18 protein-coding genes and 1 riboswitch are annotated in these 18,882 nt (G+C 33.5%); of the genes, 6 read left to right on the top strand and 12 right to left on the bottom strand.

Features of this window, described 5'->3' with window-relative positions; all coding sequences use genetic code 11:
- Positions 1-28 precede the first annotated feature (28 nt).
- Together EAI80_RS03510 and EAI80_RS03505 are read right to left on the bottom strand one after the other, a co-directional pair.
- Positions 29-1,360, bottom strand: a complete 1,332-nt coding sequence (locus EAI80_RS03510) for an MATE family efflux transporter (protein ID WP_129980941.1) — start codon at positions 1,358-1,360, stop codon at positions 29-31.
- Positions 1,361-1,475: 115 nt separating this feature from the next.
- The gene (locus EAI80_RS03505) at positions 1,476-2,915 is read right to left on the bottom strand and encodes a radical SAM protein (RefSeq protein WP_129980940.1); all 1,440 of its coding nucleotides are present in this window, start codon (positions 2,913-2,915) and stop codon (positions 1,476-1,478) included.
- A 250-nt stretch (positions 2,916-3,165) separates the two neighbouring features.
- Here EAI80_RS03505 and ppk1 point away from each other — a divergent pair, with 250 nt between their 5' ends.
- The 3 genes from ppk1 to EAI80_RS03490 are packed head-to-tail and all read left to right on the top strand — an operon-like array spanning position 3,166 to position 7,022.
- A complete protein-coding gene (gene ppk1 / locus EAI80_RS03500; RefSeq protein ID WP_129980939.1) occupies positions 3,166-5,202 on the top strand; it encodes a polyphosphate kinase 1 in 2,037 nt (678 codons plus the stop codon).
- Positions 5,203-5,214: 12 nt separating this feature from the next.
- Entirely contained in the window at positions 5,215-6,282 is a 1,068-nt protein-coding gene (locus EAI80_RS03495; RefSeq protein WP_129980938.1) for an ATP-dependent 6-phosphofructokinase, read from the top strand.
- A gap of 50 nt (positions 6,283-6,332) precedes the next feature.
- Positions 6,333-7,022 carry an RsiV family protein gene (locus tag EAI80_RS03490; RefSeq protein WP_129980937.1) on the top strand — a complete coding sequence of 230 codons (690 nt, stop codon included), beginning with the start codon at positions 6,333-6,335 and terminating at the stop codon, positions 7,020-7,022.
- A gap of 7 nt (positions 7,023-7,029) precedes the next feature.
- Here EAI80_RS03490 and EAI80_RS03485 read toward each other — a convergent pair whose 3' ends face one another.
- Genes EAI80_RS03485 through EAI80_RS03470 form a run of 4 tightly spaced genes read right to left on the bottom strand, consistent with a single transcriptional unit; the run spans position 7,030 to position 10,451 of the window.
- Complete coding sequence (locus EAI80_RS03485) at positions 7,030-7,554, bottom strand: NUDIX domain-containing protein (RefSeq protein WP_238634386.1); 525 nt, start codon at positions 7,552-7,554, stop codon at positions 7,030-7,032.
- The gene (locus tag EAI80_RS03480) at positions 7,533-8,843 is read right to left on the bottom strand and encodes a replication-associated recombination protein A (RefSeq protein ID WP_129980936.1); all 1,311 of its coding nucleotides are present in this window, start codon (positions 8,841-8,843) and stop codon (positions 7,533-7,535) included. The genes EAI80_RS03485 and EAI80_RS03480 overlap by 22 nt, the downstream gene beginning before the upstream one ends.
- Before the next feature lie 28 nt (positions 8,844-8,871).
- Positions 8,872-9,555 (bottom strand): A24 family peptidase, encoded by a 684-nt coding sequence (locus tag EAI80_RS03475; RefSeq protein WP_129980935.1) that lies wholly within the window; start codon positions 9,553-9,555, stop codon positions 8,872-8,874.
- 11 nt (positions 9,556-9,566) lie between these two features.
- Positions 9,567-10,451 (bottom strand): LysR family transcriptional regulator, encoded by an 885-nt coding sequence (locus tag EAI80_RS03470; protein ID WP_129980934.1) that lies wholly within the window; start codon positions 10,449-10,451, stop codon positions 9,567-9,569.
- Positions 10,452-10,561: 110 nt separating this feature from the next.
- Here EAI80_RS03470 and EAI80_RS03465 point away from each other — a divergent pair, with 110 nt between their 5' ends.
- A complete protein-coding gene (locus tag EAI80_RS03465; RefSeq protein WP_192923991.1) occupies positions 10,562-11,251 on the top strand; it encodes a YoaK family protein in 690 nt (229 codons plus the stop codon).
- 42 nt (positions 11,252-11,293) lie between these two features.
- On the opposite strand, the gene EAI80_RS03460 is transcribed toward EAI80_RS03465, so the two are convergent.
- Positions 11,294-12,337, bottom strand: a complete 1,044-nt coding sequence (locus EAI80_RS03460; protein ID WP_161220273.1) for an SWIM zinc finger family protein — start codon at positions 12,335-12,337, stop codon at positions 11,294-11,296.
- Between the two features lie 292 nt (positions 12,338-12,629).
- Between EAI80_RS03460 and EAI80_RS03455 the strand changes: the two genes are divergently transcribed.
- Positions 12,630-13,394, top strand: a complete 765-nt coding sequence (locus EAI80_RS03455) for an AraC family transcriptional regulator (RefSeq protein WP_129980932.1) — start codon at positions 12,630-12,632, stop codon at positions 13,392-13,394.
- Here EAI80_RS03455 and EAI80_RS03450 read toward each other — a convergent pair.
- Both EAI80_RS03450 and EAI80_RS03445 read right to left on the bottom strand, forming a co-directional pair.
- Positions 13,382-14,713 (bottom strand): MATE family efflux transporter, encoded by a 1,332-nt coding sequence (locus EAI80_RS03450; RefSeq protein WP_129980931.1) that lies wholly within the window; start codon positions 14,711-14,713, stop codon positions 13,382-13,384. The two genes, EAI80_RS03455 and EAI80_RS03450, sit on opposite strands and share 13 nt — an antisense overlap.
- A gap of 55 nt (positions 14,714-14,768) precedes the next feature.
- On the bottom strand, positions 14,769-15,305 hold the full coding sequence (locus tag EAI80_RS03445; RefSeq protein WP_129980930.1) for a GDSL-type esterase/lipase family protein: 537 nt from the start codon (positions 15,303-15,305) through the stop codon (positions 14,769-14,771).
- A gap of 173 nt (positions 15,306-15,478) precedes the next feature.
- A riboswitch (glycine riboswitch) is annotated at positions 15,479-15,553 on the top strand.
- A gap of 44 nt (positions 15,554-15,597) precedes the next feature.
- On the opposite strand from EAI80_RS03445, the gene EAI80_RS03440 reads away from it, so the two are divergent.
- The gene (locus EAI80_RS03440; RefSeq protein ID WP_129980929.1) at positions 15,598-16,944 is read left to right on the top strand and encodes a sodium:alanine symporter family protein; all 1,347 of its coding nucleotides are present in this window, start codon (positions 15,598-15,600) and stop codon (positions 16,942-16,944) included.
- Positions 16,945-16,992: 48 nt separating this feature from the next.
- Here EAI80_RS03440 and EAI80_RS03435 read toward each other — a convergent pair whose 3' ends face one another.
- From EAI80_RS03435 to EAI80_RS03425, 3 genes are all read right to left on the bottom strand, one after another.
- Positions 16,993-17,871 (bottom strand): YitT family protein, encoded by an 879-nt coding sequence (locus EAI80_RS03435; RefSeq protein WP_129980928.1) that lies wholly within the window; start codon positions 17,869-17,871, stop codon positions 16,993-16,995.
- Positions 17,834-18,574 (bottom strand): copper homeostasis protein CutC, encoded by a 741-nt coding sequence (locus tag EAI80_RS03430; RefSeq protein ID WP_129980927.1) that lies wholly within the window; start codon positions 18,572-18,574, stop codon positions 17,834-17,836. The genes EAI80_RS03435 and EAI80_RS03430 overlap by 38 nt, the downstream gene beginning before the upstream one ends.
- On the bottom strand, positions 18,571-18,882 hold a 312-nt coding region (locus EAI80_RS03425; RefSeq protein ID WP_238634384.1), incomplete at its 5' end, for a M20/M25/M40 family metallo-hydrolase. The genes EAI80_RS03425 and EAI80_RS03430, both read right to left, overlap by 4 nt.

The following is an 18,882-nucleotide window of genomic DNA, read 5'->3' as shown; positions in this document are numbered from 1 at the left end:
TACACAAAAAAGAGACGAAAATGTCTCTTTATTCAATTACACTAAATTGTGTCCACTTATCTGATTGATAACGTAAATGGAATATAATAGCACGCATTGACCAGTCAGCACACATTGCTAAGGCAATACCAATCACACCTAGATTGAATGTAATACCAAATATAATAGAGAGTATTCCTCTTACGACGACTGTACTCAAGATTGATACAATCATTGTATATTTGACATCTCCTGTCGCACGTAATCCATTTGAAAGTGGTCCAGAGAACGGGAACGCAATCGTATTAAAAATATTATGAATAATAACCAAAACAAAGACTAGATGTTTAGTTTCTGATGATAATTGATAATATTGTAAGAATAGTGGAGTAATAAGAAGAATGAATGCATTCCATATAATAGAGAAGATTACTGTGATCTTCATCAGCTTCTTAAAGTAATAATGTGCATTATCTATATCCTTTGCTCCCATGCACTGTCCTATGACCGTAATAAAGACAGGACCCATTGTAACACCCACTAAGGCTGCAAGTGACCAGATACTTTGGGCCACACCATTGGCTGCAATCTGATAAGTACCAAATAAAGCAACAACTGAACTCAAGGCTACTTTAACTAACTGAAAGATCCCTTGTTCAATCCCATTAGGAACCGCAATATTCAATACTCTTTTCAACATCTTAGCATCAAATACAAATATATGCTTCTTTTCATAATAAGTAGTCAGTGTCTTATTGAAGCATAAGAATGTAATCACTACTGCAGAAAAAACTCTAGCAATCAGTGAAGGATAGGCAACACCTGCCACACCAGCATGTAAAACAAAAACACCTATGCAGTTTCCAATACAGTTAATAATATTAGATGCGATAGAAATATACATAGTTGTAGATGTTTTAGCCATAGAGCGATATAAAGCAGCACCTGCATTATAAATAGCGAGGGCTGGATAAGAATAAGCTGATATTCTTAAATAGGTGATACAAGCCTGCATTACTGAGTTTTCTACACGACCAAATAAGAGTCTTAAAAGTGACTCATTGAAAATCAAGACAAGTATCATCAATATAAATGAGAAGACAATAGAAAACATCAATAACTGTCCTGAAGCACGGTTAGTGGCTTCTTGTTCTTTACGTCCAATATATTGGCTGATCACAACTGCCCCACCCGATGCAAGTGCTGTAAACAAATAAATAAAGATTGTATTAAATGAGTTTACAAGTGAAACCCCTGATACCGCACTTTCTCCCACAAAGCTCACAATAAAAGTATCTATAATACCTACTAACATGACTAATAATTGTTCAAAGAACAATGGGATGATCATGTTTTTTAAATCCTTGTTTGTGAATGTCATAATTTACCTCCATGACACCATTCTAAACAACAAAGAAATAAAAGTAAAATACCAATGCTGAAGGGCACTATAACTAAATTGCATACTAAAAGGCAGTATCTCTACTGCCCCATAGTTATTCTTCGTTATGTAAGCCTAATTCTTCCATTCTCTTAGGTGCATAGTTTTCATATTTAGGACGAGGATGCTTGTGATCCTTCCAATATTCTTCTGCAATAGGCGCCCATTCTTTTGCATAGTCTTCACATTTATCACATAAGTGGTCTGCTGTTTCAGGAGATTCCATATTTGTATCATGCGCACCTGTACGTTTCACCATTTCTCTTAATAATGATGGGTTTTCTAACATTGGACAAGGTCTTAAATGGTTTTCATTAAATGGCTGTCCTTCATGATAAGCCATGAATAAAGGTGACTGCAACATTTCAAGAATAGAATTATCATGAATATTTGTATTTGAATAATGAATAAATACACATGGTTCTGCATCACCATTAGAGTTGATATGGAAGTAGTTTCTACCACCTGCAATACATCCACCAACATATTCACCATCATTCTGGAAATCCATTGGATAGAAGTTAATATTACATTCATCAGAACGGATATATCTAATACGATCAATCATATATTTTCTCTGCTGGATCGTAGGAAGTAAGTCAGTAACTGCGTTGTTTCCTACTGGCATATAATGGAAATAGAAACCAAAACGAGCCCCTTTATCAGTAATCATCTTAAAGAATTCATCACTTGTGACTGCTTCTACATTATATTTTGTATAGCAGATAGATGTACCAAAGACAATACCATATTTCTTTAAGAGATCCATAGCCTTCATAACAGCTTCAAAATGACCTGCACCACGTCTTGCATCATTTGTTTCTGGAGTACCTTCAATTGATAATAAGAATGTAATATTACCAAGTCTAACAAGTTCTTTACAGAACGCATCATCAATCAAAGTAGAATTAGAGAAGATTGCGAATTCTACATCATTATGCTTTTCAGCTAATTTAATGATTTCTTTCTTCTTTACAAGTGGTTCCCCACCAGTTAATAAGTAAAGATAGACACCTAATTCTTTACCTTGTGTGACAATCTTATCCATATCTTCAAAAGTTAAGTTGCTTTTATGTCCATAAGTACCACTCCAGCATCCTTCACAATGCATATTGCAGGCACTTGTTGGATCAAAAAGAATGAGCCAAGGGATATTACAATTATATTTTTTTCTGTTTTCACGGATTGTTTTTGTACCTCTAAAGAATGCTTCATAGCCAAGATTCAAAGCTGTCTTCTTAATGAATTCTGGATTAGCTTCATCAATCACACTATTAATGTAATTCACCCATTTGTTGCTTGGATCCTGTACCGCAATTCTCACTGCGTCATAGCTTTCTTTACTAAGCCCTTTACCATAAAACTTTTCAGCCAAGTCAATGAGCTTCAAATATTCTCCTGTACGGTCTTTATCCAACCCCTTCTCAATATGATCAATCGCAACTTCCATCGCTTTTCTTTCAGCTGCATGTGATACTTTATCTAATGTATTCATAATCAACATCCTCTCTCTTTCACTAATCCTCATTTTAGAATGTTACTGATAAAAGTCAATAAAACTGACCAATGTTCATTTAGACATTTTTAGGAAAATGTCCAAAAATAGCTTTATATTCTTACAAAATATATGAAATGAACAAATTTTACACTATCTTTACAGAAATTTTATTTAAACTAAATCCCACTATTATTAGTATAATGCTAGAATTAACGCTATAATGAGTATATAGATGGGAGGATTAATTATGAATATATATAAAGATAACCGAGAATTATCTTGGTTAAAGTTTAATGACCGTGTTCTTATGCAGGCCAGAGATGAAAACGTGCCGTTAGGTGAGCGTCTGACTTTTATTTCAATTTTTCAAACGAACCTAGATGAATTCTTTAGAGTACGTATGGGATTCTTATTTGATCAGGCCTTGTTTTATCCTGCTTTAAAAGAAAATAAGACAAATATGACATCATCTGAACAGATTAAAGCCTGTGAAAGAAAGGTGAAATATTTATATAAGAAGAGAGATAAGATCTATGCATCAAATCTTGAAAAGATGAAAGAATATGGTGCAGAGATTGTAGGTTATGATGATATTAAAGATAAAGAAGATAAAAAATTTCTCGAACATTATTTCACTCAGGAAATGCTTCCACTTGTATCACCACAGGTTGTTTCTAAAAGACAGCCATTCCCTTTCCTTAATAATGGTGAACTCTATATTGTGACACAATTAGAAAGTAAAAAGGGTAAGAGAAAGCTGGGTATTGTTTCATGCTCTGCTGCTTTTGATGAAAGATTAATTGCCTTACCTAGTAAGCCTGGTAAATTTATTTTGGCAGAAGAAATTGTGAAAAAAAATCTTCCTATGATTTTTCATGGACAAACAGTAAAGAATGCTTCTATAATTCGTATTATAAGAAGTGCTGATATTGAAGAGGATGATTATTCTTTACAGGAACATGAAGATTATCGTGAAATGATGGAAACTCTTATTAAACAAAGAAGAAAACTTGCACCTTTAAGAATGGAGATGTCTCCAGGTCTAGAAGAGATTGAAGTAGATATGTTGAAACATTTCTTAGATCTTTCTAGTGGTCAGGTCTTTGAAGTAGAGAGTCCATTAGAGTTCTCATTTGTATTTACTTTACAGGATTATTTAAAATCACGTCATCCAGAACTATTCTATAAGAGACTTGAAGCACGTAATTCACCTCTTGTAGAAAATACTGTACCAATGATTAAACAGGTATTAAAGCATGATATATTACTTTCTTATCCATTTGAATCTATGGCACCATTCTTAAGATTCTTAGATGAAGCAAGTCGTGATCCACAGGTAATCAGTATTAAGATGACTCTTTATCGTGTGGCTAAGAATTCTAAGGTTGTTAAAAGTTTAATTCGTGCTGCAGAAAATGGTAAGGATGTGACAGTCCTAGTAGAACTTCGTGCACGTTTTGATGAAGAAAACAATATTGCCTGGTCTAAACAGTTAGAGAGTGCTGGATGTCATGTTATTTATGGTTTAAGTGAATTAAAAGTACACTCTAAATTATGTCTTGTCACTTATCGTACGGATGAAGGTATCAAGTATTTGACTCAGATTGGTACTGGCAACTATAACGAAAAGACTTCTAAACTTTATACAGATTTCTGTTTAATGAGTTCAAAACATGCTTTTGGTGAAGAAGCCAATGAACTCTTTACTCATTTATGTTTAGGTGAAACAGATCATAATGCGAATATATTATTAGTTGCACCACATTGTATGATTTCAAGAATCTTTGAAAAGATTGATGAACAAATTAAACTTGCAAAGGCTGGTAAACCTGCTTATGTAGGATTTAAATGTAATGCAGTGACAAGTAAGAAAATGATTGAAAAGCTTGTAGAAGCAAGTCAGGCTGGTGTTAAGATTCAATTAATCGTAAGAGGTATCTGTTGTATTATTCCTGGTATTAAGGGTTATACAGAAAATATTCAAGTTATATCTATTGTTGGACGTTATTTGGAACATTCTCGTATTTATATCTTTGGTGACAAGGATCCAGATGTCTATATTTCTTCTGCAGACTTAATGACACGTAACTTAGAAAGACGTGTAGAAGTGGGTGCACCAATTCATAATCCTCGTATTAAGAAGACTATTCTTAATATGTTTGATATTATGCTTCATGATAATGTGAAAGCATCATGTTTATTAAATGATGGTACATATAAACGTGTAAAGAATAAACAAGAGAAGATCAATAGTCAGGAATACTTCTTTAAGAAAAAAGTATAAGGGAGGTATAATATGCGCGTTGGTATTTTAACAAGCGGAGGAGACTGTCAAGCCCTTAATGCAACTATGCGTGGGTTGGCATTAACTCTTTATAGAAATGTGAAAGATGTTGAAATCATAGGCTTTATTGATGGTTATAAAGGATTAATGTATGAAAAATACAAAAAAATGAAGCCTAAAGATTTTTATGATATTTTAAACGTAGGTGGTTCAATTCTTGGAAATTCAAGATGTCCTTTCAAACGTATGCGTATTATTGAAAATGGTTTTGATAAAGTCAAAGCGATGAAGAATACTTATAAGAAACTTGAATTGGACTGCTTAGTTGTACTTGGTGGTAATGGTTCTATTAAAAGTGCTAATATGTTATCACAGGAAGGACTAAATGTAATTGCATTACCTAAGACTATTGATAATGATGCCTGGGGTACAGATTATACATTTGGTTATTCTTCTGCCACAGCCATTGCGACACGTTACTTAGATGAAATCAAGACAACAGCCGCAAGTCATAGCCGTGTCTTTGTGATTGAAGTTATGGGTCATAAGGTAGGACATATCTGTTTATCTGCCGGTATTGCAGCAGGCGCTGATGTTATCCTCTTACCTGAGATTCCATATGATATTAAAGTTGTTGCGAAAAAGGTTAAAGAAACATTAAAGAACGAAAAGAACTATGCAATTATTGCCTGTGCTGAAGGGGCTATTTCTGAAGCAGATGCACTAATGAAAAGAAAAGACTATAAAGCAAAAGCACTTGCAAGAAATGGTCGTTCTGTAGCTTATGAAGTAGCTGATGAATTAAGTCAGGAAATTGATGCCGAGATTCGTGTATCATGTATTGGTCATGCACAGCGTGGTGGTAATCCTAATAGTTATGATCGTGAAATCTCTACACGTTTTGGCGTTGAAGGTGCAAGACTCATCATCAAGAAACATTATGGTGAATATGTTGTATTACAAGGAAATCATGTTACACATATTCCATTAGAAGCTACTGCAGGAAAATTAAAATATGTAGATACTGAAGGAGAAATCGTACAAAGCGCAAAGCTTGTTGGTATCTCATTTGGTGAGTAAACTGTTCGCAAGAACAGTTTTTTTGTGTATAATGTGAGTTAGGTGATACTATGCATAAACTAACATTTTGGAAAAAGATAGGACTTTCTTTTATTGTCCTTGTAGCTATACTTATACTGATCAATCATCAACTCAATAAAGATACCAATACACCAAATAGACTCACTCTGTCTAACCTATTTACTGTAGATGTCAATAAGTCCCATGTCCCATGGATTACAACTGCAGATAATAATAAACAGGAAGCGCTTGATGTAGTGAATCATAAGATGGCATCTACCATTAAGAATTTTATTTCAAAAGAGGAAAAAAGCGGAAGTTACTATTCTATTAATCATGAGATTGTCTATAATACAGACCAGTTATTTACTCTTAAATTAGAGCTAAATAAAGCACATGCAGATAGTTACACAAAGAACGTTTATTATACAATCAACAAATCCACAGGAAAGAGTATCCCTCTTTCTGCTTATTTTAAGAATAGTGACTATAAAAAAGTGATTTCTAAAGAGATACTTATACAAATGAAAGCAGAAATGAAAAAAGACACCAATAAAGTATATTGGTGTCAAAAGAATGATAATCCTCGTTTTAAAGGTATTTCGAAGAATCAAAGCTACTATATTAATAAACAAGGCGAACTTGTCATCTGCTTTGATCAATTTGAAGTAGCTCCCGGTTATATGGGAAACCCTACATTCACAATTAAAAATGACTTACTAGACGACTACTTCAAATAGTCGTCTTTTATCTTGTGAAAACAAGATTGTGTTCTCTCTTATAGAGATATCTTCTCAGTAATTCCTGTGCTAAAGAATCAGGCTTAATGATATTCATTGCATCTTTTAAATCATACCATTTTGCATAATCTACTTCTTCATTGCAGTGGAATGATTCATCTTCTACAACAACGATATAGTTATTAATATATGTATTAGTACGAGCATAGTATTCATTGTCATTGAATTCATAGGAAGAAATAGTAAGACCTGTTTCTTCTTTGACTTCTCTAAAAAGAGCCTGCTTCGCATTTTCTCCTTTTGTGACATATCCAGCTATTAAGATATTATCTTTATGTCCATATTGTTGGATGAGAAGGATTTTATCTTTTTTGGGATTAAGTACCAAAGCACTGACTGCACTATTAAACATTGGAAATCTAAATTCATGACAGTTTGGACAATAAGGTACCATCCCATCTATTCCATTTTCTTTTTCAATTAGTTCATGACCACATTTTACACAATAACTCATTGATTTTCTTTTCTCCATTTCTTGATTTCATTTAATCTATTCTTATATTGTTTCTCTGCACCTTGAGTGCCTGGAAGATAGTATTCCCTGTCTTTTAATGAATCAAGTAAACATTGCATATTCGTAATCTTCTCTTTAGTATCATGAGCATATTGATAGCCATCACCATAATGTAGTTCCTTCATAAGTTTTGTAGGCGCATTACGAATAACTAATGGCACAGGTTCAGATAATTCTTTTAAGGCATCTTTTTTAGCTGTTTCATAAGCCATATATAAGGCATTAGATTTAGGTGCCATGGACATATAAACAACAGCCTGTGTTAATATGACTGAACATTCAGGCATACCAATATAATGACAGCTTGTATAGGCATCATTCGCAATAGATAAGGCACGGGGATCTGCTAAACCAATATCTTCACTCGCAAAACGAATCACTCTTCTTGCGACATAAAGAGGATCTTCTCCTGCCTCCAACATTCTAGCAAGCCAATATATAGCTGCATCTGGATCTGAATTACGCATAGATTTATGTAAAGCACTAATGAGATTATAATGTTCCTCACCCTTTTTATCATATAAAAGAGATTTCTTTTGTGTACATTGTTCAATGATGGTCTTAGTAACATGGATGATGCCATCCTTCTCATCGCTATTATTAATAACCATTTCTAAAGTAGATAACGCATTTCTTGCATCACCATTACTAAAAGATGCAATAAGGTGTAAACAATCATCAGATATATCAATATTTAAATTTCCAAATCCCTTTGGACTAGAAATGGCATGTTTGAGTAATGAAACAATATCCTCTTCTTCAAGTGCATTGAGGACAAATACCTTACAACGTGATAAAAGAGCTCCATTGATTTCAAATGATGGGTTTTCAGTTGTCGCACCTATAAGTATAATGCTTCCTTTTTCTACAAAAGGCAAAAAAGCATCCTGCTGGGATTTATTGAAACGATGTATTTCATCCACAAATAGAATTGTCTTTTCACCAAAGACACGATTATTTTCTGCCTGTTTCATCACTTCTCTTATTTCTTTAATACCACTAGTCACAGCTGAGAAATCAATAAAAGAAGAATGTGTATGAGAAGCAATTATTCTTGCGAGTGTTGTTTTACCTACTCCTGGTGGTCCCCAGAAGATCATTGAAGAAATAGAATCTGTTTCTATAAGTCTTCTAAGTATTTTTCCTTTTCCTACTAGATGAGTCTGCCCAACAAATTCATCTAGATTATCAGGTCTTAGTCTTGATGGAAGAGGTTCATTAAAGGTTTCTTCAAAAAGTGACGCCATAAGAACACCTCCTATGACAAAAATAGTATTACAGGATGAAGAAACTGTCAAATAAAGATATAGTTAACCATCCAAGTGCAATAAAAGGACCAAAAGGAATCATCTTCTTTTGGTTTATAAAAGAGAAGATGATTCCTAAGAAACAAGCAATAGATAAGATACTTAACGTTTGATAAATACCTAAAGAAAGACTGCAGACACCTAACATCTTAACATCTCCCCCACCAAGTCCTTCTTTTCCAGTTATCTTATAAAAAAGATAAACAAATAGTATAAGAAACAATACAAATAGAAGAGATTCTTTGAGATATATAATCTTAAAGCTAGATAATAAACTAATAAGAAGATATATATCAGGTATTTCATAGAGATGTAAGTCTATAATAGAGATAATATAAAAGCATGTAAGAGATGCGATATGAGATAAATAAAGAATACTTAATCCATCATGAATATAAAATAAGACAAATAAAAAGCCTGCTATTAGTTCATGAACAAGCAGACTCTTATTGAGTTTATGACGACAATAACGACATTGCCCTTTAAGTAATATATAAGATAAGACTGGAATTAAATCTAATACATGTAATGTATGTCCACAATAATCACAATGACTTCTTCCAAGTATTGATTCATGAGTCATATAACGATGTGACATACAAGATATAAAACTGCCAAAACAAGCACCTATCATAAATATAAGCAGCGGCATAATTTTTCTCCTTAACGATGTATAAGTGATTCAATCAATTTACTAGAGGCAATGCTTTGTGATTTATTAGGATCCTTCACTAAGCAAACCTTACGATGTGGTAATGATTGAATCAACGGGATTTCATAGACTTCTCCTTTATCTAAGTATGGCTGGGCTAGCTTTCTAGGATAGAATGCTATACCTAAATTATGAATAATAAGAGGGATAATCTGATCTGTAGTAGAGACTTCAATATCAGGATGGAAAGAAACACCATTGTCTAAAAAATATTGATTATAGAAGTTTCTTGTTCCTGTCTGACTTGTAAGAGATATAAAAGGTGTGTCTTTGAATTCATCTAAAGAATGACGTTTTAATGAGAGTTCCTTATACTTCTTCCCACAAATGAGAATATCTTCAAAATGATCGAGTACCAAGACCTGTAATAAATGTGGTAAGTCTATTGGTGTTGTAACAACAGAAAAGTCACATAAATCATTTCTTAATGATTCTAATGCTTCTGGTGTAGTATGGTTAGTGATACGCAGGCGAACATGTGGGTATTGTTCATGGAAACGTTCTAGATGATCAAGAAGGAATATACGTAATGCATTCTCACTGACACCTAAAGTAATTAAACCACTATTTAATTCTTTTTCTTTCTGTAGTTCACTTTCTCCAAGTCTTAAATGTTCCTGAGCAATGGCAACATGTTCAAATAAGTTTTCTCCCTCAGGTGTTAATTTAACACCTCTATTAGAACGAATAAAAAGTTTACAGCCTAGTTCACTTTCTAAGTTATTGATATAACGGGTGATATTAGGCTGGTTGTTTCTTAACATCTCTGCTGCCTTTGTGAAGCTCTGGTATTGTGCTACATAGTAGAATATTCTGTAATAATCATAGTTTGCCATAAGTTTCCTCCCATATAATAATCATATCATCAGTATATCAAAAATACTTTTTACATATTTCTGTTCATTCAGTATAATGCATTTGATTTAAATTTACAACGGAGTATGTTATGAAAGACAAACTTATTCAATGGTTTTTACGTGAAAGACAGATGTCTGAAGCTTTTATAAATAGTATCTTCCTTGCCATGTCTGGTGGCTTTCAGGATGCTTATACTTATTTTGCACGTGGTGGTGTTTATTCTAATGCCCAGACAGGTAACGTCGTATTATTAAGTAATCATATCATGAGTGGAGAATGGATGATTGCCTTAAAGTATTTGTTACCTTTAATCGCCTTTGCATTAGGAATATTTATTGCGGACATTGTGCATTCTCGCTTTAAATATGCCCAAAAGATGCATTGGAGACAGGGTATACTTGTATTAGAAATAGTGATTCTATTCTTTGTTGGACTTATTCCCCATCATTTAGATAGCTTAGCGACTATTCTTGTCTCATTCTCTTGTGCGCTACAAGTACAGACATTTAGAAAAGTAAGTGGTTATTCTTATGCATCTACAATGTGTATTGGAAATATTCGTAATGGAACAAGTGCTTTAGCTGACTATACAGAAACACATAATAAAGCATCTCTTAGACGTGCATTCTATTATTATGGAATTATTTTCTTTTTTGGACTTGGTGCAGGATTTGGTGGTTTATTTTCCCAAGGAAAATCTATTCATGTTATCTGGGTATCAAGCTTGTTATTAATCATCAGTTTCTTTATCATGGGATTAGAAAAATTAAGAGAGTAGAGAGATTATATCTCCCTACTCTTTTTATACGCTTAAAATGCCTTATTTTCTCAATTGATTTAAAGAAATAAACTGCACGCCTCCAGGAATCTCTTCTATTTCTTTGAGATAATGAGTGATATCCTGTTTACCTACAAGAGGTTTAAGTTCCTCTAAATACTTATTTAATAGCTGTTCAGGATAATTCAATAAATCACGATAATACTCTTCTAGAATATATAAGCCAGGTGTTTGAATGACAAGATTCAATAACTGATCATACATACCTTCTTCTAAATAAATCTTATCAAGTCTTGCACGAGGTGGAAGACTATTAAGAAGATCTTCTCTTAATGGAATCCATTCCTCTTTTGTATATTGTCTTTTTAATTCACGATAGAAATCTATCTGTCCATCCTCTTTCACAAGTTTCCATAAAATATCTAAATAAGATTCTCTATCATTATCTTTTAAATATAAGTCCTTCAAATAAGATTGATACATCTTTTTAATAGAAGGCTTATCTGTCTTTAATGATTTCACAAATGAAATCGCTTTTTTAATATCAAGTGTACTATAGTAATCAATCAAATATTTGGATACGATCTTATCTTCCAAATAGTTTTTAAATGTATGAATAAGTATATCTATATCCATATAATCATCCATACATTTCACAATATAACCACGAGCTGATTTCTTGTCAGGATGATTTCTAAAAGCCTCTTCCACACTTTCTTTGTTTTCTACTTTCTTTTCTACCTGTGGTAGTTGATCTAAATATTCTGGATGATCTTTTAATATTTTCTTTAATAGTTGTTTAGCCTGCTTCTCACTTAATGCATCAATAATTGTATGTTCATCATAAACAGGATGACTCTCTAAATAATACAAAACAGCAGCCATATGCTTACAATGCGCTCCCTCTTTAGCATAGGGACAATCACAGAACATATCATTATCATCTATTTTTACATGATAATCCTCTGTCCCATGAACAGTGGCATAGATTACTTCTCCTACTTTACGTACATGATCCACTGCCCCTTCCTGGGCATATTCATAACCTCTTTCTAATATTAAATCATCAAATAATTCTTCTTTCATCCTATCAGCTCCTCGAACAAAATTATAACATATTCTTAACATTCTACACAAACACATCATTATCGTATATTATATAGAACTATAATTCATTCTTATTTTCTATTCATATCATTATTGTATATTTAGAAGTCTGTTTTTATGAAGTGTCACCGTTTACATTTATTAGTGATTATCAACTTCACTTGATAATCATTGCATTTTCTTTCTTTTATATCATTATCGTATAATTTTATTGATTAATATCTATTTTATACTTATAATAATATCACTATCGTTTATAAGGAGTTTTATCATGTTTCCCATTCATACCCAGCATATTGAAAATACAGAAAATGATATAATTTATCATGATCACGATTCTTTAGAGTTCATTTATTGTCTTCATGGAGAAGTATCCTATTTAATTAATGGAGAATCAATTACTATTCATAAAGGCGAAGCCTTTATGATTAATACTCATATTATTCATGCAAGACTTTCTTCTACAGCCCATTTAATGACTGTCTCTATCGAAAGAGAAACTTTTAGTATGCATGAATCACTTTTAAGTTATTTTGATTCATTCTTTAATCATGAACATGCCCCTTATATAGTTATCCATGATCATACAATTCATGCACTCATCACTAAGCTATATGGTTTACTTAATATTCCAGAAATGAGTCCCTTTTTAATTCTATCTTCTGCATCAGAGCTTGTCCATTTAGCTAGTACAACTCTTCCAGAAAGTAAACCACTAGACGATTATGATAAGATGTTAGAAATGATTCATTATTTGAGAGATCATCTTTCTCAGAAGATCACCATCCAGGATATGGCAGATGCGGTTTCTATTTGTCGTTCAAGATGCTGTAGTATTTTTTCTCAATATCTTCATACTTCTCCTATAGTTTATTTGAATGAATTACGTTTAGTGCATAGTACTGAGTTATTATCTAAAGATTATTCTATTGTATCTATTTCAAAAATGTGTGGCTTTAGTCGTCCTAGCTATTTTAATACACAGTTTAAAAAGAGGTATCATATGACACCTCTTGAATATCGTCATTCTTCTTGAATCTTTTTAAAACAATAACTAAAAGTGAATACACAATAGAGTGCTGCAACAATCCAGGCTGTCTGGTCTGCACAACAAATTGCGGTATAACCAGCAATTGGTACAAATACCAACGATACAAAACATCTTGCAATCATTTCAATGACACCAGAGAATATTGCAAGTCCAGAATAACCAATCCCCTGAGTTGTCTGGCGGCATACATTGAGAATTGAAAGAACCCAATAGAAATATCCCATATAGGTAATATATTTTGCGGATGCATCAAGGACAGCACTATATTTTGATGAAATAAACAACATTGAGAATATTCTACCAAATAGAATCAATAAGATTCCTACAATCACGCCATAGATAATACCTACAACAACAGTTTGTATGACTCCTTTTTTGATACGATCATATTTCTTTGCGCCATAGTTCTGACTTGCGAAAGTTGAAGCTGCTGTGGCCAATGCATCAAATGGACAGATGGCAAGCTGTTTGATTTTAGCTGCCGCCGCAAAAGCAGACATATAAGTTGCGCCTAAAAAGTTATTGGCACCCTGCATGACCATAGAGCCAATCGCAGTAATAGAGTACTGTAATCCCATTGGAAGTCCCATCCCAAGTAAATTCTTAACGATGGATGACTTTATTACTTTATTTTCTTTTTCTATATGTAATACTGTAAAACGTTTCTTAATGACTATAAGACATAAGATGCCACTGATACCTTGTGACACAATTGTCGCAAGGGCTGCCCCTGCGACATCGAGTTTTAAAATAATAATACAAAATAAATCTAACACAATATTGAGACAAGCAGAAAAAGCAAGAAATAAGAATGGTGTGCGACTATCTCCTACAGCACGTAATATACTTGAACATAGATTATAGAGTAATGTACATGGTAAGCCTATGAATATTATTAATAAATATATATAAGAACGTGATGCAATCTCAGCTGGTATTTGTAATATATGAATAATTGTCATACATAATAAACAGCATCCTACAGTTAATATTGCGCCAATAATAATTGTTAGAATGATACTATGATAAATAAAATCACGCATCTTAGATAAGTTATTTCCACCAAATGACTGGGCAATAGGTATACCAAACCCACAGCATATACCAATACAAAATCCCAATACTAAAAATTGTACACTAGTAGTAGAGCCTACTGCCGCAAGTGCATTGGCACCAAGTGTCTGACCTACTATTGCAGTATCCACAATATTATAAGTCTGCTGGAATATATTACCCAATAATAAAGGAAATGCGAACATCATAATGAGTTTTAATGGATGTCCTTCTGTCATATTCTTTGTCATATCTTAATCCCTCTAGTGTCGAAGTATAGCACTTTTGAGCATACAAAAAAATCCATTATAAGGATTTCTTTATAAAGTCTACAATTGTTTTTCCTAGCTGTTCATGTCCCTTTTGTGTAAGATGAATACCATCAAATGCAAGTTCACTTACTACTTCTTCTACATCAATAAAATCTGCATGAAAGCTATCTGCAAGTACTTTTAACTTCTTATTGAGTTCTTTACTTCTTTGATATCTTTCTTCATCAATTCTTAAGTATGGCGGTGCAAGAAGTAATATATGTTCTGCTTTAGACAGGGCACGTCTTAACATCACATGAAGACCTACTGTAATATGTTCTACAGGTTCTAAGTGGTCTACATTATTTGTCCCTAGCATAATAACTAATAATCCAATAGGTGCATATTGACGTAAGGTAACATCATATAAGAATTGTCTAGGTTCCGCAAGTCTGCCATTAAGTCCTGCATTGACTACAAAATCATCTTTATAATTCTCCCTTACTATATCCACCCAGTTTGTTTCATAACGTCCCCCATCAAGAGGGTTAAATCCATAAGTATTAGAATCCCCATAACATATGATATTCATAAATTCATTCCCCTTTTTCTTATTATACAAAAAGAGTTATAATAAAAAAACATTGAATTTATAATAATCTCTGTTTATAATATTTTCTTGTAAAAGAACGGATGATAGTAGCGAAAGAGATTCTTTGTAAGAACACCGAAGGATGGAAGATTTCAGGTAAAAGGATCGCTATTGGACGAATCACTGGAGAGACTCATAATGAGCACCGAAGGAGTAACACTCTCAGGTAAAAGGACAGTGACTTATACTTTTCACTATTAATTCCGTCTAATTTATTAGAAGGAGTTTTTTTATGACCAAATTTTTGACTCAAGTCAACAATCTCGTATGGGGTATGCCCCTTATCCTGTTACTACTAGGAACAGGTATTTATTTCACCACTCATTTAAAGTTTATTCAGTTTGTAAGATTAAAGAAAGCTTTCTCTTTGATTTTCAAGAAGAATGAAAATCATGAAGGAGACGTTTCTAGTTTCCAAGCATTGTGTACTGCCTTAAGTTCTACGATTGGAACAGGTAATATTGTAGGGGTAGCAACTGCGATTTCTGCAGGTGGTCCTGGCGCATTATTCTGGATGTGGATTTCTGCTTTCTTTGGAATGGCTACTAAATATGCTGAAGGGGTACTCGCTATCAAGTATCGTACAAAGGATGAACATGGACAGATTGCCGGTGGTCCGATGTACTATATTGAAAAAGGTTTACACAATAAGTTTCTCGCAACTCTATTTGCATTCTTTGGTGTAGCTGTTGCTTATTTAGGTATTGGTACATTCACTCAGGTAAGATCTATTTCTGATGCATTGCATCTTTCTTTCCATGTACCTTATTGGATCAGTGCGATTATTCTTACTCTTCTTGTTGGTTTTATCACAATTGGTGGAATTCATAGAATTGCGGCAGTTGCTGAAAAAGTGATTCCATTTATGTGTGTATTTTATATTAGTGGTGTTGTACTTATTCTATTAACACATCTTCCAATGATTCCTCATGTATTAAAGATAGTACTTGCTTCAGCTTTTGATATCAAAGCAGTCTTTGGTGCTGGTATGGGTGTTGCGATGAAGATGGGTATTAGTAGAGGAATCTTCTCTAACGAAAGTGGTTTAGGAAGTGCTCCTATTGCCGCAGCTGCTGCACAGACTGATTCATGTGTAGAACAGGGACTTGTATCTATGACTGGTACTTTTATTGATACAATGGTCATTTGTACAATGACAGGTCTTGCAATCTTAATCACTGGTGCGAACACAAGTGGTTTAGAAGGAGCTGCAGTCACATCACTTGCCTTTAATAGAGGACTTATTATTCCATTTATTGGTGAATATATTGTAAATATTGGATTGATTTTCTTTGCGTTTACTACAATTATTGGATGGAACTACTACGGTGAAAGATGTATGTATTATCTTGCAGGTATTCGTTCTATCAAGATTTATAAGATCATCTTCATTATTCTTATTGCGATTGGTCCATTTATGTCATTACAGTTTATCTTTATTCTTGCAGATATCGTCAATGGCTGTATGGCAATTCCTAACCTCATCGGTTTAATTGGACTTAGAAAAGAAGTCATTGCGGAAACAGAAAAATACTTCAAAGAAGAAAACACTTGTAGTATAGAAGAATTAAGCATTTAACCTCTCATATGAGAGGTTTTTTCATGCAAAAAAACAGGCCGAAGCCTGTTAATCGAGTGGTTTTTGATAGAATCCACCGACAAAGTTTTCTGTTGGTAATATATTGATAATGACATGAGAGTCAATACTCTTCATCAAAACCACAATATCCTGTACTTCATAGCTTGACACGACAGTATGAATCATTGTAAGAGGATGACCGCTATAGCCTCCTTCACCATGAAGCATAGTCAAACCATGACGATATTGTGCAATATACGCCTGACGTAATTCTTCAGGATGAATTGTAGTGATTTCTAAAGTCACACGTTTATATCGCTTATAGAATGTATCAATCGTTTTAGTTGAGAGGAATTGGAATAATATAGAATATCCTGCATGAACCCAGCCAAACATAAATCCAAAAACACATAGCATCAAGGTATTGAAGACAAATATATATTCAAAGATTGACTTGTTCATTTTATTAGATACATATAAAGCAATAAAATCAGTACCAGCTGTACTTGCATTACCTTTTAAGGCAATCGCAATCGCAAAGCCATAAAGAAATCCACCAAAACATACATTCAAGATCACATCATCAAATAATGGATCAAAAGATAATACCCTTGTGAAAATACTGAAGAAGATAACTTGTAAGAAAGAAAAGAAAACAAACTTCTTACCGATTGTCTTATAACATACAATGGCGACAGGTAGATTGAGTACAATCACAAGTGTGGAAATAGATAAAGAATACCCATAAAGCATACTGATACGATTAATTAGAATCGCAACACCTGTAAAACCACTTGATAATAGATCAGAAGGATTCAAAAATGTCTGAAGAACAAATGTTTGTAAGAGTGCCGAAAAGAACACTGCAAAGAAAGTAATAATATATCTTTTATTTGTTTTGTAGGCTGCTGACAAGTTTTTCGACATTTTCCTGGTCCACACTTTCATAGTCATTAGCATGTGTGCCAGTATAATAGCTATAAGTGACAGACTTGCCTGAAGTTGTAGGATCTTCTTCATAATCCTTACAAGAAGAATGTACCTGAGAGATACCTGTATGTTCCATTAAAGAGGATGCATTATTATAGTTCACACCACTTCCTGCAAGAATTTCAATATCCTTACCATAATTTTCTTGTAATGATTTGATCTTATCTGCTCCATCTATTGCAGTAGGCTGACCACCACTTGTCAAAACACGATCAATGCCAAGTTCAACCAATTGAGTCATCGCATGATCTAAATCATCACAGCAGTCAAAGGCACGATGGAATACAGCCGTACGATTGTATTTATGAATAAGTTCTACAAATTCTCTTGTACGTTTGACATCAATTGTATGATCACTCTTTAAGAAACCAAAAGCGAGACCATCTGCACCATTTTCTAATAGGTCTTCTGCTTCTAATAACATCTGTTTATATTCTGTTTCATCATAAGTAAAACCAGCACCACGAGGTCTAACCATACAAATAATAGTCAATGTTGTTTCTCTTTTTAAGAGTTTTAATGAAGCCACAGAGGGTGTTAAACCTCCTAAATAAAGGGCACTGTTTAATTCAATGCGTGTGGCTCCACCCTTGTAAGCACGTAGGCCATCCTTATAACTTCCACAACATACTTCAATCATAGTTCTGTTTCCTTTCTAGATAATTGATAAAGTGTTAAAGCATAAATCTTTGCATTGGTAATGAGATCCTCTCTTGTCATCCATTCATTCGGATTATGTCCAATACCTTTCTGTCCTGGGAAAGAAGGTCCAAATGGGACAATATGAGGCATCATTTTCGCATAAGTACCACCTGTTGTAGTAACAGGAGTTCCATCATTACCCGTTACATATTCATATGTCTCTTTCATGATTTCCTCCATTTCCCCGCGCCTTCGTTGCGCGGACACAAATATATAACCAAACTCAAATCCACCAAAACTATAGTG

The sequence above is a fragment of the Catenibacterium sp. co_0103 genome (assembly GCF_004168205.1).
Classification (GTDB): Bacteria; Bacillota_I; Bacilli_A; order Erysipelotrichales; family Coprobacillaceae; genus Catenibacterium; species Catenibacterium mitsuoka_A.
The sequence above is the reverse complement of the archived record's forward strand: the minus strand, read 5'-3'. Positions and strand labels throughout refer to the sequence as shown.

Coding starts and splice junctions, on each gene's coding strand:
- EAI80_RS03510 (WP_129980941.1), bottom strand. CDS start 1,360: ATGACATTCACAAACAAGGATTTAAAAAACATGATCATCCCATTGTTC.
- EAI80_RS03505 (WP_129980940.1), bottom strand. CDS start 2,915: ATGAATACATTAGATAAAGTATCACATGCAGCTGAAAGAAAAGCGATG.
- ppk1 (WP_129980939.1), top strand. CDS start 3,166: ATGAATATATATAAAGATAACCGAGAATTATCTTGGTTAAAGTTTAAT.
- EAI80_RS03495 (WP_129980938.1), top strand. CDS start 5,215: ATGCGCGTTGGTATTTTAACAAGCGGAGGAGACTGTCAAGCCCTTAAT.
- EAI80_RS03490 (WP_129980937.1), top strand. CDS start 6,333: ATGCATAAACTAACATTTTGGAAAAAGATAGGACTTTCTTTTATTGTC.
- EAI80_RS03485 (WP_238634386.1), bottom strand. CDS start 7,554: ATGGAGAAAAGAAAATCAATGAGTTATTGTGTAAAATGTGGTCATGAA.
- EAI80_RS03480 (WP_129980936.1), bottom strand. CDS start 8,843: ATGGCGTCACTTTTTGAAGAAACCTTTAATGAACCTCTTCCATCAAGA.
- EAI80_RS03475 (WP_129980935.1), bottom strand. CDS start 9,555: ATGCCGCTGCTTATATTTATGATAGGTGCTTGTTTTGGCAGTTTTATA.
- EAI80_RS03470 (WP_129980934.1), bottom strand. CDS start 10,451: ATGGCAAACTATGATTATTACAGAATATTCTACTATGTAGCACAATAC.
- EAI80_RS03465 (WP_192923991.1), top strand. CDS start 10,562: ATGAAAGACAAACTTATTCAATGGTTTTTACGTGAAAGACAGATGTCT.
- EAI80_RS03460 (WP_161220273.1), bottom strand. CDS start 12,337: ATGAAAGAAGAATTATTTGATGATTTAATATTAGAAAGAGGTTATGAA.
- EAI80_RS03455 (WP_129980932.1), top strand. CDS start 12,630: ATGTTTCCCATTCATACCCAGCATATTGAAAATACAGAAAATGATATA.
- EAI80_RS03450 (WP_129980931.1), bottom strand. CDS start 14,713: ATGACAAAGAATATGACAGAAGGACATCCATTAAAACTCATTATGATG.
- EAI80_RS03445 (WP_129980930.1), bottom strand. CDS start 15,305: ATGAATATCATATGTTATGGGGATTCTAATACTTATGGATTTAACCCT.
- EAI80_RS03440 (WP_129980929.1), top strand. CDS start 15,598: ATGACCAAATTTTTGACTCAAGTCAACAATCTCGTATGGGGTATGCCC.
- EAI80_RS03435 (WP_129980928.1), bottom strand. CDS start 17,871: ATGTCGAAAAACTTGTCAGCAGCCTACAAAACAAATAAAAGATATATT.
- EAI80_RS03430 (WP_129980927.1), bottom strand. CDS start 18,574: ATGATTGAAGTATGTTGTGGAAGTTATAAGGATGGCCTACGTGCTTAC.